The organism is Streptomyces sp. NPDC005775, assembly GCF_042871565.1.
Classification (GTDB): Bacteria; Actinomycetota; Actinomycetes; order Streptomycetales; family Streptomycetaceae; genus Streptomyces.
The window spans coordinates 563,268-577,835 of sequence record NZ_JBIAIU010000001.1 but is presented as its reverse complement, the minus strand read 5'-3'; the positions used below and the strand labels follow the sequence as shown (position 1 = coordinate 577,835).

The window sequence follows — 14,568 nt, the reverse complement described above, 5'->3', positions numbered from 1 at the left end:
CCCCTGGGGCCTTTCGTTCGGATCAGGGAGCGGGGTTCGGCACCGCACCTCGCCGCGTTGTCGTCGGTCGCCATGACTCCCTCCTCCGCCGTGCGATGCACGGCACCGAACCCCGCTCCCTGATCCGGCCCGATCCACACGAAGGGCCCTGGCCCTTCCCGTCGGCCCGCCCGCTGTTGGCACGAATTGGAGCCCTGAAGCCCCATGCCCGCTTCCGACCAGTCCACCCGGTCCGACCCGGCGGACCAGTCCGTCCGGCCCGGCCGGTCCGTCCCCTCTCCCCGTCACCCCGCCCACGCCGTGGACCGCGCGTTCCTCGACCTGGAACGCCGCCGCCCCGACGTCCGGTGGGACGCCGGCGGCGTCGCCTACCTCAGCGGCCCGCCCCCGACCCTGGCGGACCTCCGCGCGTACGTCGGTTTCCGACTGGGCGAACTGCCCCTGCTCACGAGCAGGGCCGAAGGCGGCCGACGGCTCCGGTGGCAGCCGGACGCCGGCTTCGCCGTCGACCGGCACGTGCACGAGGTGGTCGCCCAGGGCCCCGACGGGTGGGACTCCGCTCTGCACAACGCGCTCAACGCCCCCTTCGCGCCCGGTGCGTTCTGGGGGGTCTGGCTGGTCCACGGTCACGCACCCGACGCGTACGCCGTGTGCTACCGCTTCCGCCACGCGTGCCAGGACGGCTCGGCCGCCGCCATGACGTTCCGGACCATGCTGGGCGAGGGGGAGCCCTCGGCCCGTCCGGTGCCGGGCCGCAGCCGCCTGGCCGGAGTGCCGCGGCGCGTCGGCTCGGCCGTCGGACTGGCCACGAAGTTCGTGACCCGCACCCTCGTCGTCCGCGGTCACCGCACCGACGCCGCGTTCGTCCCCTCGGGCGAGCAGCGACTGTGGCGGGGCCGCGTACCGGTGGACACCCTCCGGCGCATCGGTACGGCGCGCGGCGGCTCAGCGCACGACGTCCATCTCGCCGCACTCGCCGGGGCGTTGTCGGCCTGGTCGGTCCGGTCCGGCGTACCGCTTCCCCGGGTGACGGCCGTACTGCCCGTCGACGCACGCCGTGCCGACGAGGAACAGATGTGGGGCAACCGCTGCTTCGCCCTGCCGCTGGAGCTTCCTGTGGGGGCCGCCTCGCACCATGCGGACGGATCCCCCGACGGTGAGGCGTCCCTGCGGCGACTGGACGACGTCATGACGGCGACCCGGAAGTTGCGGGGCGAGACATGGCGGCAGGCCATTCAGGACCTGGTCCGCTTCATGCCGGACCGACCCACCGCGTGGTACCTGCGCAGGGTGCTCTCCCCGCGCGTCACCAACGTCATGGCCACTTCCATGCCGCTCGCCGACAAGGGGAGTCTGGGGGAGACGCAGGTGACGGGCACCGCCCTGCTGCCCCTGCTCGTGCCCGGGCACCTCTTCGGGGTGGGGCTGTCGTTCTTCGGCCAGTGGGCCGAAGTGTCCTTCGTCGCCGACCGCGCCCTTCCGCTGGGGGAACTGCTGCCGGAGCTGTGGGAGCAGGCCGTGGGGGAACTGGGGAGGAGCTCGGCCCCGGTGTGAGCCGGACGGCCGGTGCGGGCGGCATGCCGGTTCTCCGTCGCGCCGTCCGCGCCGGCCGCCACCCCGTGAAAGCCCGGACGGAACGGGTCACACGGCGTCGGCCGCCCGGGCACGACCGCTCACACCGGGCAGACGCGGCAGCGCTCCGCGTGCTCGACGCCTCCCCGCCCGCAGTTCCCGACGGAGAGCCTTTCGGTAGGACCGGACGTCGATCTCGATGCCGTGACGGTAGGTGGAGGCGTAGGTCTTGTCATGCCGGTGCCACTCACGGGCGATCGCCTTCGTCATGTCCGCCGGTGACGGCAGCGCGACCGCACCCTCGATCAGGTCGGCGATCCACTCCGCCTGGGGTTCGAGCAACGGGAAGGCCTCACCGGCGGGTTGGGCGAGACCCATGAAGTAGAGGCCGGGTAGCCGGGGCGGAACCGTGCGCAGATAGAGGTCCGTGCGGCCGGCCGGGGCCGCGAAGACGCAGGGTTCCAGGAAGGGGAAGGAGAGGGAGTAACCGGTGGCGTACACCAGAGCGTCCACGGGTTCGCGGCTGCCGTCCGTGAAGGTCGCCGTGTCCCGGCCGAAGGAGCTGACGCCGGGCTTCGGGGTGACCGCGCCCCGGGCCAGCTGGACGAGGAGTTCGTCCGAGGTGGAGGGGTGGGTGGTGAGGGGGCCGCGGACCGGCTCGGGGAGCCCGTACTGAGCCGGGGCACCACGGGTTAACCGCAGGAGGAGCGCCATCGCCGGGCCCGCGAGCAAGCGCGGGAGACGGGACAGCGGGCTCCGCGGCAGGTGGTCCGCCGGCCGGCCGAGCAGCATCTTGGGGAAGACGTGCGTCGCGTCGCGTGCGGAGAGGAACGTCCTCGCCGCCGTACGGGAGATCTCCGCCGCGATCTCGCACGCGGAGTTGCCCATGCCGATCACCAGCACCCGCCGGCCGGCGTACGGCTCGGGGGAGCGGTAGTCGTGCGAGTGGACGGCCGGCCCCTCGAAGTCATCAGATCCGGGGACGGCAGGCTCCGGAAGACGGGGATCCCAGTGGTGCCCGTTGGCCACCACCACCTCCGTGTAGCGCCGCGTCTCCACCTGTGCGTTCGCGTCCCCGCGGCGTCGGTGGGCGACCTCCCAGCCGCCGTCCTCCAAGGGCCGCGCCGAGGTGACCTCCGCGCTGAACTCGATGTGACGGCGCAGGCCGAACGACGTGGCGTAGTCCTCCAGGTAGGCGAGGACCTTGCTGTGGTGGGGGAAGACCGGGTACGTCTCCGGCATGGCCAGGGAGGAGAAGGACATGCTCTCCTTGGAGATGTTCGCGTGCAGCGACGCGTACACCCCCGACATGCCGTTGTCGTTGCCGTACCGCCAGAGCCCACCGATTCCGGAACCGGCCTCGAAGCAGTCGAAGTCAATTCCCCGCGAGGCCAGGACCTTGCTCGCGGCCAGGCCGGACGGACCGGCTCCGATCACGCACGTTCTCCCCATAGCCGGCTGACCTTCCCTCGGAGGTACGTGATGTCGCCGGGACGCGCGTCCATGGGGGCATGGGCGGCGCGGGGCCATGGGAGCGCGGGCGGCGGACCGTGAACGGACAGGCCGGTTCCCGGCGCCGTCACGCTAGCCACTCCCGGCTGCTCCGCGGCCGATTCCCGGCGGCAAACCCGTCGCAGGCGTGACACGCCGTGCGCCGGGTTGACGCCAGGGACGGGCGCGCATCCGGCGCCGTTTCCGCACTGTGGCCAGCTCGTTGGGCACGAGCGGGCCGGTGACGCCGCCGAGTTCGGCCAACCGGAAGACCCCACCGACCGGACGACGCGGACCGGGGCCGCGACCTTCGGCAGGACCTGGCACGACGGAGCAGCGCGATGGACGTCAGAGATGTGCACCACTCCTACCGGCGGAACGCCGTTCTCCGGGGCGTCGACCTGCAGTTGCGGCCCGGCACCCTCGCCGGGATCGTCGGCGAGAACGGGGCGGGCAAGACGACCCTGCTGAAGGTCCTCGCCGGTGAACTCCGCCCGGACCGGGGGACGGTGTGGCACCGCGGCAGGTTCGGCTACTGCCCGCAGTCCGTCGTTCTGGACGACTCCTTCACCGTCCGCCAGCACCTCGACTTCTTCAAGAACGCGTTCGGGCTCGCGGACCTGCGGCGGGCCGACGAGGTGATGGAGGCCCTGGCCTTCACCGAGTACCTCGACCAGCGGGCGGGGCTGCTCAGCGGGGGCTCTCGGCAGAAGCTGAACCTGACCCTGGCACTCATGCACGATCCGGACGTGCTGCTGCTGGACGAGCCCTACCAGGGCTTCGACTGGGAGACGTATCTGCGTTTCTGGGAGCTGGCCACGAACCTGCGCGACGCCGGACGCTCGGTACTGGTCGTCTCGCACCTGGCCTACGACATCGACCGGCTGGACACGTTGTGGCGCCTGGAGGACGGGAGTCTCCACCGTCAGCAGCCGCGGGCGGGGGCGACGGCGTGAGGCGTCACTGGTCCCTGTTCACCACGGCGTCCCGGTACGCGTTGGTCGGGCACGCGCGGAACCGGTTCGCGATGCTGTTGGTGGTCGTGTACATCCCCGTCTGGATCGGCCTCGCCTATGTGGCCATCCCCGGTCGGCCCGCGCCGTTCCGGCTGCGTGCCACGGGCGAGGTCCTGTCCCCGCCCGGAAACCACCTCACCCAGATCACCGGTGCGCTGAACGCGGTCACCCTGATCGCCGGGTTCATGATGTTCGCCGCCACCTTCACCGGCGGCGCCTTCGACCGCCGCCTGGCGATGGCGGGATACCCGCGCCATCACCTCGTCCTCGCCAAACTTTCCGCACTCACGCTGGTCTGCGCCGCCGTCGCCGCGTACGCCACGGCCGCCGCCGGCTTCGCCTGGTCCCCTCGGCAGCCCTTCATGCTCGCCGTCGCGCTGTTCTGTGCCGCGCTGACCTACGGATCGCTCGGAGTGGTCTTCGGATCGGTACTCCGCCGTGAGGTGGAGGGCATGTTCGCCATCCTGATGATCAGCATCCTCGACGTCGCCCTGCAGAACCCCCTCTCCAGCTCCGGATCGGACAGTCCCGTCGTGCGGTTCCTGCCGACGTACGGAGCCGTGCAGGCCAGCATGTCCGCGGCCTTCTCCGAAGCGTCGGTGGGGGAGGGCCTCGCGATTCAGCTCCTCTGGCTCGTCGGAGCCGCGTTCGCCGGGTTCCTGGTCTTCCGCAGGCGCACCCGCAACGCGCTTCCGCCGGAACGCAAGCCAAGCGTTCCGGCTCCCTCAGGGCCCGGGCCGGACGAGGCCGTCCGGGCGCCCCTCCCGGCGGAGCACGGCTCGGCCGCACAGCGCGCACGACGCGAGTGATCGCCGAACCGGCGGCCGAGCCGCAGGGCCTTCGCCCGTCGTGGGACGGCCGACGGGCCTGGGGGCACCCCGCCTGTCGGGCGGCTCACCGGCCGGCCCGCCGGCGGCGGGCGTGACCTGGGTGGCCGGGTGATCGTTCTGCAGCCGTCGGGCGCTGACGCGGTGCCCGGACCTACCTGTTTCCCGTGCAAGGAGCACCCCCCTCATGACTCTTTCGCGTGCCGTCCAGCGGACCGTCCTCACCGCGGTTCTCCTGTCCGCCTCCGCCCTGGCCGTCCCCTCAACCGCGCAGGCGGCTCCCCTGCCCCCCGCGTGTCAGGAGGCGCTGCTCGAAACCCTCGACAAGTTCCCCGTGGTCGACTTCACGGTCCCCGACAAGGCCAAGAACACCATGCTGGGCGAGGTCCTGGGACTGAGCGAGGCCGACCAGGCGGCTTTCACCGAGACGGCGTGCGCGGCCTGGAACACCTGGGCGACCCAGAACGGGCAGGCGGTCGCCACGGACCTGGACACCCGCTACCGGAACGCGGCCGGCCCCGTGTGCAACAAGTTCGCCAAGTCCTCCCTGGCGACGATCAAGAAGTACGCCCCGAACGTGCCCGCCGCGACGCGAGAGCTGGAGAAGCTGGCCAAGAAGGTCTGGGTGAACTCCATGGAGAAGCTGGCCGCGGACGCCACCAACGCCGACTGCCGTACGGCCTACACCGCGGCCAAGGCCGGCTGGTAGCCGGAGCGGGCGGCCGGGCATAGGAGCCGGGTTCCAGCCGCGCCGGCGATCTGAGGAAACCGGGCGGGCCCTGAGGCGTCGGGCGGGCGCCGTCCTCGGTGGGCCTCGAACGACTAGGGCGTGACGGTGAGCGCGCAGCGGAAGCCGCCGTGCCCGGTCGTGCTGTCGGGCGTGTTGGAGGTCCGCGCGGCGACCCGGTAGCGGTTGCAGTACGAGCGGTGGCAGAGGTACGAGCCGCCGCGCAGCACCCGGTTCTCGCCGAGTGCTGGCCCGGCCGGGTCCGAACGGGTCTCCGGCCGGGCCCCGGCGTGCCAGTCGGCGCTGAACCGGTCGGCGCACCACTCCCACACGTTGCCGGAGGCGTTGTACAGGCCGAAACCGTTCGGGGCGTACGCTTTGGCGGGCGCGGTGCCCACGAAGCCGTCCTCGCGCGTGTTGCGCACGGGGAAGTCGCCCTGCCAGATGTTGCAGCGGTGCCTGCCGTTCGGGGTCAGCTCGTCGCCCCAGGGGAAGCGGGCCCGTACGAGGCCGCCGCGGGCCGCCTTCTCCCACTCGGCCTCGGTCGGCAGCCGCTTGCCGGCCCACCGGGCGTAGGCCGTCGCGTCGTTCCACGACATGTGGACCACGGGATGGTCGCGGCGGTCGCCGACCGAGGTGCCCGGCCCCTCGGGGGCGCGCCAGTGCGCTCCGGCCACCGCGCGCCACCACGGGGCGCCGGGCACGGTGCCCGGCAGTACGGCGTGCCGGGACTCCCGCGGGACGAAGGAGCCGAACACATAGGACCAGCCGATGAGTTCCGCCTCGGTGCGGTATCCGGTGGCCTTGACGAAGACGGCGAAGCGGGCGTTGGTGACGGCGGCCGCGTCGATGTGGAACGCGGCCAGCGTCACCTCCCGTACCGGCCCCTCGCCGTCGGCCGGGAACGCGTCCTCGTCCTCGCCGCCCATCAGGAACGGACCGGCGGGCACCGCCACCATGCCGCGCAGCAGCTCGGCGGGGCGGCGCCCGGGGACCGCGAAGTCCGCCGGGGGAGGGGCGAGGGTGGGCGTGGCCGGTGCGGCGTTCTCGCGGGCGGGCCCGCAGCAGGCGTTCACTGCGACGCCCCCGGGTCCAGAAGCTCCGCGAGGTCCTGACCGGTGGTCCGCAGGAGCAGGGCCACCCCGCCGAGCGCCGCCGCGTCGCCCCCGAGGGTCGAGCCGCGTACCTCGATGGTGCGGGGGGCCGACGGCAGGGAGAGCGCGGCGAGCTGTTCGCGGATCGGCGTGAGGACCAGGGCGTCGAGGGACGCCGGCTCCCCGTAGACGACGATGCACTCGGGATCGACCTGGGCGGCGAGGGCCGCGAGCACCCGGCCCGCGACGACGGCCGCGGTCCGGATCACCTCGGCCGCCTCCGGCCGGCCCCCGGCGGCGAGTGCGATCAGTTCCGCCGCGTCGGCCGGCGTCACTCCGCGGTCGGCGCAGGCGGCGAGGAGGGCGGGGACGGAGATGAGCCCCTCCAGGCAGCCCCGGCCACCGCAGTGGCAGGGCTTCCCCTCGGGGTCGCAGCTGGTGTGGCCGATCTCCCCGGCCGTGCCATGGGCGCCGTGCACCAGCGCGCCGTTGACGACGAGTCCGCCGCCGACCCCTTCCGACCAGCGCAGATAGACGGCGTTCTCGATTCCGCGCGCCGCTCCCCAGGTCACCTCGGCGAGAGCCGCGAGCCGGGAGTTGTTGTCGGTGAGCACGGGAGCGTCGAAGTGCCGGCGCAGCTCCTCGGCGACATGGCCGGCGAACGGCGTCATGGTGTGCGGGTCGCCGGAGGCCGGGTTCTGCACGAAACCGGGCAGGCCCAGGCCGATGCCCGCGACGGGGGCGAGGCTGATGTTCTCGCGCCGCACCAGGTCCTCGATGGCGCGGATCGCCTGCGAGGCGCGCTCGGCCGCGCCGCTGTCCGCCGGGACGGGGGCGCTGTGGCGGCCGACGATCTCATGGGCACAGTTGGCCACGACCACATGGATGTGGTGGCGCTGGAGATCGATGCCGATCAGCTCGGCGCCGCGGGAGTTGAGCGAGATCTCCAGGGCCGGCCTGCCGCGGCCGCGTGGCTGCTCCGGGTCGGGGGCCTGCTGTTCGATGACGGCCTTGCGTTCCAGCAGATCGGACACGATCGCGAACAGGGTGGTGCGGGAGAGACCGACCCGCGCCTTCAGCTCGCCGCGGCTCAGCGCGCCCGACCTGCGCAGTTCACCGAGTACGGCGGCTTCGTTCGCCCTGCGCAGGCGCTGGAGGGCATCGGTGCGTTCCGTCATTGAGGCATGGTCGGTCGGCCGGGGGGTTTCTGTCAACGGCTCGGACGAATTCACACAATGTTTATTCCCAAGGGTTGACGTAAAAAAGTCGGCGTCCCTACAGTTCCGGTCAATTGCCCGCACCGGCACGCGTTCTGGCACCACCGGACCGCGTGCCGGTCCGGCTCCCCGGCAGCACCGTGAGCGACCACCGAAAGGGCGGCCCGAGTGGCTCCGCGCAACATCCTGTTCCTGATGACCGACCAGCACCGGGTGGACACCCTGGGCTGTTACGGCAACCCACTCGTCGACACCCCCGCCCTGGACGCCCTCGCGGCCGAGGGAACCCGCTTCGACCGCTTCTACACCCCGACGGCGATCTGCACCCCGGCACGCGCCTCACTGGCCACCGGTCTGCACCCGTTCCGCCACGGCATGCTGAACAACCCCGAGCGCAACGGTGGGAGCAAGGACGAGCTCTCCGACGAGGACCCCATGCTCTGGGGCCAGTTGAAGGACCAGGGCTACTCGGTGGGCCACGTCGGCAAGTGGCACATCGGCCGCGAGCGCGGCCCCGAGTTCTACGGCCTGGACGGCGAGCACCTGCCCGGGGCGCTCAACCCCGTGCACCATCCCTCGTACGAGAAGTGGCTGGAGGACAGCGGCTTCCCGCCCTTCTCCGTACGCGAAGCCGTCTTCGGGACCGCGGCCAACGGCACCGGCCGCGGCCACCTCATCGCGGGCCGGCTCCAGCAGCCCGCCGAAGCCACCATCGAGGCCTTCCTCACCGACCGCACGATCGGCCTGCTCGACCGTTACGCGGCCGACTGGAAGGCGAACGGCACACCGTTCATGCTGTCCTGCCACTGGTACGGACCGCACCTGCCCTACCTGATCCCCGACAGCTACTACGACCTGTACGACCCCGACGACGTACCCCTGCCCGCCTCGATGGCGGAGACCTTCGCCGGAAAGCCGGAGGTGCAGCGCCAGTACAGCGCCTACTGGTCCTCGGACGACTTCGACGCGGCCGCCTGGCGCAAGCTCATCGCCGTCTACTGGGGCTACGTCACGATGATCGACCACCAGGCCGGCCGGCTCATCGAGGCGCTCAAGGGACACGGCCTGTGGGACGACACGGCGGTCTTCTTCACCGCCGACCACGGCGAGTTCACCGGCGCCCACCGGCTGAACGACAAGGGCCCGGCGATGTACGAGGACATCTACAACATCCCCGGTATCGCCCGCGTCCCCGGCGCCCCGGCCCAGGTCAGCGACGACTTCGCCTCCCTCATCGACCTCAACCCGACCATCCTCGAACTGGCCGGCGCCCCCGTGCCCGGCCTGTGCGACGGCACCAGCCTGCTGCCCCTGCTGCACGGGGCGGACTCCGGCGACACCCGCGACGAGATCGTCGCCGAGTTCCACGGCCACCACTTCCCGTACTCCCAGCGCATGCTCCGCGACCGGCGCCACAAGCTCGTGCACAACCCGGAGAGCGTGCACGAGCTGTACGACCTGGAGACCGACCCGCACGAACTGCACAACGTGTACGACGCGCCCGCCTACGCGGAAGTCAGGCGCGACCTCACCGTCCGGCTCTACCGCGAGCTGCTGCGCCGCGGCGACCCGGCCTACACCTGGATGAGCTACATGGCCGACATCGGCGGCGACCGCGCCGCGGACGTCGACGGCGTCGCGGAGGAAGTGGCATGAAGGCACCGACCCGAGCTCCCGAGGAACGACGGACGAGCCCGCCGGACCCGCGGAGCACGAAACCGTCGCCCTCGAAGAGCACGCGTGGGACCAGGACGAAGAAGCGCGGAACCGGCCGGCTCGCCACCACCCTGCTCGCCCTCGCCTCCGCCGCGCTGGGCCTGCTCGTCTGGGTCGTCCTCGCCAACAGCGGCATCGAGGGCTTCCCCGGCCCCGTCTCCGTGGCCCGCAGAGCGGGTGAACTCATCGCCGACGGCACGCTCTTCGAGGACGCGGGCGCCAGCCTGAAGCGCGTCCTCATCGGCTACGTCCTCGGTGTCGTCCTGGCGATCCCCGTCGGCTTCCTCATGGGCTGGTACCCCGTCGTCCGCCGGCTGATCGAACCGTGGCTGCAGTTCTTCCGCATGGTGCCGCCGCTCGCGATCATCCCGCTCGCCATCGTCCTCATGGGCATCGACGAGACCCCGAAGATCTTCGTGATCTTCCTCGCGTCGTTCCTGTCCAGTGTCGTCTCCACCTTCCAGGGCGTCGTCTCCGTCGACGTCACCCTGGTCAACGCCGCCCGGGTGCTCGGCGCCCGCGATCCGCAGGTCTTCCTCGGCGTCGTCGTCCCGGCCTCCACCCCGTTCATCCTGGTCGGCATGCGGATCGGGCTCGGCGCCTCCTGGGCGACCGTCGTCGCCGCCGAACTCATCGCGGCACAGGGCGGACTCGGCTTCCGCATGCAGCAGGCACAGCTCTACTACGACCTGCCGACCATCTTCGTCCAGCTCATCGCGATCGGCGCGATCGGACTCGCCATGGACCGGCTGCTGCTCGTCGCCGAACGCAGGCTCACCCACTGGCAGGAACGGCGGTAACGATGCCCACGATCCAATTCCACGACGTGACACGCGACTTCGCGGTCAAGGACGGCGACTTCCTGGCCCTGGACCGGGTGAACCTCACCATCGAGGACGGCGAGTTCGTCACCGTCGTCGGCCCCTCCGGCTGCGGCAAGAGCACCCTGATGAACATCGCCGCCGGACTCCTCGACGCGACCGGCGGCGAAGTCACCGTGGACGGCGTCCCCGTCCACGGCCCCGCCCCCGAACGAGGCGTCATCTTCCAGCAGTACGCGCTCTTCCCCTGGATGACCGTCGCCGCCAACGTCGAGTACGGCCTCAGGGTCGCGGGCGTCAAGAAGGCGGAGCGCCGGCGCCGGGCCCGCGAGGTCATCGAACTCGTCGGCCTCACCGACTTCGCCGACGCCCTGCCCAAGACCCTGTCAGGCGGCATGAAACAGCGCTGCGCCATCGCCCGCGCCTACGCCGTCGACCCCAAGGTCCTCCTCATGGACGAACCCTTCGGGGCGCTCGACTCCCTCACCCGCGTACGGATGCAGGAGTCGCTCCTCGACACCTGGGGCCGCGACCGGCGCACCGTCATGTTCATCACCCACGACGTCGACGAGGCGGTCTTCCTCGCCAACCGCGTCGTCGTCATGGCGGCCCGCCCCGGCCGCGTCCACACCGTCATCCCGGTCACGCTGCCCTATCCGCGTACCGAGGAACAGCGGCTGTCGCCCGGGTTCGCCGAGCTGCGCGCCCAGGTGTGGCACGCCGTCCACCATCAGCCCACCCTCGAAGGAATGGTGTCATGAAGTCGATCCCCGCCGTCCGCCGCCGAACCGCCGGCCTGCTCATGGCCCTGGCGCTCCTCTCCACCGCCACCGCCTGCGGGGACGACTCCTCGGACGGCGCCGGCGGAGCGCGGAAGGTGAAGTTCGGATACATCGCCGACTACAGCGGCTCCGTCGCGCTGGCCGTCGCCCAGAAGCAGGGGCTGTGGAAGAAGGCGGGCGTCACCCCCGACCTGCGGGTCTTCACCAACGGGCCGCTCCAGGTCACCGCCCTGGGAACCGGCAGTCTGGACTTCGGCTACCTCGGCCCCGGCGCACTGTGGCTGCCGGCCTCCGGCCGCGCCTCCATCGTCTCCGTCAACATGCTGGGCCTCGCCGACCGGGTCATCGCCCGGCCCGGATCCGGCATCGAGAAGCCCGCCGACCTCAAGGGCAAGAAGGTGGCCGTCGCCGAAGGCACCTCCGGCGACATGATCCTCGACCTCGCGCTGAACGAGGCCGGTCTGAAGCCGGACGACGTCACGAAGGTCGCCATGGACGCCTCGACCGTCGTCACGGCGTTCTCCTCGGGGCAGGTCGACGCGGCGGCCACCTGGTACCCGCTCATCGACACGATGAAGAAGAAGGTGCCCGATCTCAGGGAGATCAGCGAGACGCAGGACTACTACCCCAAGATGACCTTCCCCAACGTCTTCGTCACCCAGCCGAAGCTGGCCTCCGGCAACCCGGAGCTCGTCAAGAAGGTGACCGGCGTGCTCAAGGAGGCCGGTGACTGGATCGCGGCGCACCCCGAGGAGTCGGAGACCGTGGCAGCCGACTTCCTGAAGCTGCCGGCCGGTCAGCTCAAGGGCTCCACCAAGTACGTGAAGATCCTGCCCTCGGCCGAGCTCACGAAGCTCACCCAGAACGGCACGGTCGACGGCTGGTTCGACGAACTGTCCGGCGTCTTCAACCGGATGGGGAAGCTGCCCAAGGCGGGCAAGGCCTCGGACTACTACCTCGGTGACCTGTACACCGCAGCCGGAAAGGCGGACCGCTCATGAACGACGCATCGCACGAAGACCCCACCACCGCACCGAGTGCCGTGAGACGGCGCGGATTCCTGGTGGGAGCCGCCGGCCTGGCCGGCGCGGCCCTCCTGCCGGGAATCACCGCCACCGACGCCGCGGCGGAAGGCGCCCGGCTCCGCGTCGCCTCCGGCGGGCGGCCCAAAGCCTCCGTGCTCTGGTGGGGCGGTGGCAGCGCCGAGTTCGCCGCGACCGAACTGCGCGACTACCTCCACAGGATCACCGGCGCCCGCCTCCCGCTGCGCGCCGTCCCCCACCCCGGCGCCGCCCTGCCCGAGGGCGTCACCGGCCTGGTCGCCCTGCGCGCCGGAACCGGCGCACGGGACGGGATACCCGAGGCCCGGCTCGCGGACGCCGGCCGGGAACTCTCCGGCGCCCCGGAGGACTCCTTCACCCTGCTCGGCGACGGCACCTCCCTCCTGCTGACGGGCCAGGGCGACCGGGCGCCGCTCTACGCCGTCTACGCACTCCTGGAACGGGCCGGCGTTCGCTTCTTCGCCCCGGCGTTCCCCGCGTACGAGGGCCACCACGAGTACGTACCGAAGAGCCGCACCCTCGCCCTGACCGCCGTACGCCTCACCGACCGGCCGGGCTCGCAGCTGCGGCGGCAGTACGCCGAGGAGGGCTTCAGCCACACCGCCGCGAGTCTGCCGCCGCTGCTCGACTGGATGGCGAAGAACCGCCTCAACACCTTCGTCCACCCGACCGACTACCTGGGCCTCGGCGTCACCACGTACGACAGTGTGCGGGAGGTGCTGGCCCGCGAGGCCGGCAAGCGCTCCCTGCGCATCGAGACCGGGGGCCACGGCTACGACAGCTTCCTGCCGAAGGCCGACTACCCGCAGTTCTACGCGTCCGGCGGCCCGCTCTTCGACATCTACAACCCCGAGGCCCTGAACACGTACGTGGCCAAGGTCCTCGCCTTCCTCCGGGAGCGACCGGAGATCACGGTCTTCGACTGCTGGCCGCCGGACGTCGGCGCCTTCCAGAAGCCGATCCTCGACCGCTACGGCAGCCCCGCCAACGCGGAATCGGTGGTCGTCAACGAACTGGTCCGGGTGCTGCGCGAGGAACTGCCCGGGGTCCGGGTCGAACGGATCGCGTACGCCTCCACCGTCCGGCCGCCGGACCCGGAGTACGCGAGCGACCCCGAGGTCATCGTGGACTTCGCCCCTTACTCCCGGAACTACGACGGCCACCTGGGCGACCCCGCGATCGGGGCCAACGTCTCCTTCGCGAACGCGCTGCGGGCCTGGCGCACCACGCACCGGGGCCCGCTCGCGATGTACGAGTACTACCGGCGCTACCGCTGGCGCAGCCTGCCGGTGCACCCGCTCACCACCATCGCGCGTGACGTCGGCTTCGAGTCGGGGCTCGGGATCAACGGCTACGGGATGTACAGCGAGCCGGGCGACTGGATCACGTACGAACACGTCCAGAACCTGTTCGCCGCGCTGGCCTGGGACAGCACCCTGGACGGCGGCGCCTTCCTCGACGGGTACCTCCAGGCGCGTTTCGGCGCCGGGGCGGCAGCCGCGATGGAGCGCTACTACGACCTCACGCGCCTCGACCCGGACACCCACACTCCCGCAGCCCTCACCACGAACTACACGCAGGCCCGCGCCGCTCTCCGGGAGGCCACCGGGCAGGTGACGGACGCGGCGCCCCGCACCCTGCTCGACCGGCTGACCCGCAACATCGACATCGCCCTGGCCGACATGAGGATCGGTCTGGCGCCGGCGGGCAGCGCCGAACTCGACACCGCACGCCAGGAGTACCGGACGCTCGTGCACCGCAACCGGTTCACCGGCATCTGCCTGCCCAACATGCAGGCCTGGTGGCGGTGGAACGGCCCGCAGGGCCAGGCACCGTACGACGACGCACAGATCCGCCAGGGTGTCGTCGACACCTACGCGAGCCCGGCGGCGGGCTTCGGCAACCCGGGCTTCCTGGCGCTCGACCCGGCCGGTGACCCCGTGCCCCTCGATGTGGAGGCCCAGGACGTCGACTTCACCGGCCACACCGTCCACTGGTCGGCCACCGCGCCCGACGGCGTCCTCGTGGAGCCGGCCGGCGGCACGCTGAGGGTGCGCGGAACCCGGGGCGGGAGCCAGCGGGTGGCCGTGCGCGCCACCGCGGACGCGGTACCCGGCACGGGCCGGATCACGCTGGACTTCCGGCTGGCCGACGGGACGCGGCTGGTCCCCTCCGACGTGAGGGTCGACATCGGCTGACCCGCCCGGCTCACCACGACCGGTTCCGTGGCCCACGGGACCGCAC

General features: G+C 71.7%; 12 protein-coding genes. 9 read left to right on the top strand and 3 right to left on the bottom strand.

Going from position 1 to position 14,568, the window contains the following annotated elements:
- Window positions 1-204 precede the first annotated feature (204 nt).
- Window positions 205-1,554 (top strand): hypothetical protein, encoded by a 1,350-nt coding sequence (locus tag ACFYPA_RS02585; protein WP_359311655.1) that lies wholly within the window; start codon window positions 205-207, stop codon window positions 1,552-1,554.
- 87 nt (window positions 1,555-1,641) lie between these two features.
- Here the strand turns inward: ACFYPA_RS02585 and ACFYPA_RS02580 are convergent, their stop codons facing one another.
- On the bottom strand, window positions 1,642-3,009 hold the full coding sequence (locus ACFYPA_RS02580; protein WP_359311659.1) for an NAD(P)-binding domain-containing protein: 1,368 nt from the start codon (window positions 3,007-3,009) through the stop codon (window positions 1,642-1,644).
- Window positions 3,010-3,404: 395 nt separating this feature from the next.
- Between ACFYPA_RS02580 and ACFYPA_RS02575 the strand changes: the two genes are divergently transcribed.
- The 3 genes from ACFYPA_RS02575 to ACFYPA_RS02565 all read left to right on the top strand — a co-directional run bounded on the left by ACFYPA_RS02575 (window position 3,405) and on the right by ACFYPA_RS02565 (window position 5,615).
- Window positions 3,405-4,019 carry an ABC transporter ATP-binding protein gene (locus tag ACFYPA_RS02575; protein WP_359311662.1) on the top strand — a complete coding sequence of 205 codons (615 nt, stop codon included), beginning with the start codon at window positions 3,405-3,407 and terminating at the stop codon, window positions 4,017-4,019.
- Window positions 4,016-4,888: an ABC transporter permease gene (locus ACFYPA_RS02570; protein WP_359311665.1), complete on the top strand. Its 873-nt coding sequence runs from the start codon at window positions 4,016-4,018 to the stop codon at window positions 4,886-4,888. Before ACFYPA_RS02575 ends, ACFYPA_RS02570 begins: the two co-directional genes overlap by 4 nt.
- Before the next feature lie 205 nt (window positions 4,889-5,093).
- A complete protein-coding gene (locus ACFYPA_RS02565) occupies window positions 5,094-5,615 on the top strand; it encodes a hypothetical protein (protein WP_359082068.1) in 522 nt (173 codons plus the stop codon).
- A gap of 113 nt (window positions 5,616-5,728) precedes the next feature.
- Here ACFYPA_RS02565 and ACFYPA_RS02560 read toward each other — a convergent pair whose 3' ends face one another.
- Together ACFYPA_RS02560 and ACFYPA_RS02555 are read right to left on the bottom strand one after the other, a co-directional pair.
- The gene (locus ACFYPA_RS02560; protein ID WP_359082067.1) at window positions 5,729-6,709 is read right to left on the bottom strand and encodes a formylglycine-generating enzyme family protein; all 981 of its coding nucleotides are present in this window, start codon (window positions 6,707-6,709) and stop codon (window positions 5,729-5,731) included.
- A complete protein-coding gene (locus tag ACFYPA_RS02555; RefSeq protein WP_359082066.1) occupies window positions 6,706-7,905 on the bottom strand; it encodes an ROK family protein in 1,200 nt (399 codons plus the stop codon). Before ACFYPA_RS02555 ends, ACFYPA_RS02560 begins: the two co-directional genes overlap by 4 nt.
- A gap of 207 nt (window positions 7,906-8,112) precedes the next feature.
- Between ACFYPA_RS02555 and ACFYPA_RS02550 the strand changes: the two genes are divergently transcribed.
- Genes ACFYPA_RS02550 through ACFYPA_RS02530 form a run of 5 tightly spaced genes read left to right on the top strand, consistent with a single transcriptional unit; the run spans window position 8,113 to window position 14,522 of the window.
- A complete protein-coding gene (locus tag ACFYPA_RS02550; protein WP_359311668.1) occupies window positions 8,113-9,600 on the top strand; it encodes a sulfatase-like hydrolase/transferase in 1,488 nt (495 codons plus the stop codon).
- Window positions 9,597-10,460 carry an ABC transporter permease gene (locus tag ACFYPA_RS02545; RefSeq protein ID WP_359082064.1) on the top strand — a complete coding sequence of 288 codons (864 nt, stop codon included), beginning with the start codon at window positions 9,597-9,599 and terminating at the stop codon, window positions 10,458-10,460. The genes ACFYPA_RS02550 and ACFYPA_RS02545 overlap by 4 nt, the downstream gene beginning before the upstream one ends.
- Before the next feature lie 2 nt (window positions 10,461-10,462).
- Window positions 10,463-11,242 carry an ABC transporter ATP-binding protein gene (locus ACFYPA_RS02540; RefSeq protein WP_359311671.1) on the top strand — a complete coding sequence of 260 codons (780 nt, stop codon included), beginning with the start codon at window positions 10,463-10,465 and terminating at the stop codon, window positions 11,240-11,242.
- Window positions 11,239-12,264, top strand: coding sequence for an aliphatic sulfonate ABC transporter substrate-binding protein (locus ACFYPA_RS02535; RefSeq protein ID WP_359311673.1), 1,026 nt, complete (start codon window positions 11,239-11,241; stop codon window positions 12,262-12,264). The genes ACFYPA_RS02540 and ACFYPA_RS02535 overlap by 4 nt, the downstream gene beginning before the upstream one ends.
- Window positions 12,261-14,522: a DUF4838 domain-containing protein gene (locus tag ACFYPA_RS02530; RefSeq protein ID WP_359311675.1), complete on the top strand. Its 2,262-nt coding sequence runs from the start codon at window positions 12,261-12,263 to the stop codon at window positions 14,520-14,522. Before ACFYPA_RS02535 ends, ACFYPA_RS02530 begins: the two co-directional genes overlap by 4 nt.
- Window positions 14,523-14,568: the final 46 nt, after the last annotated feature.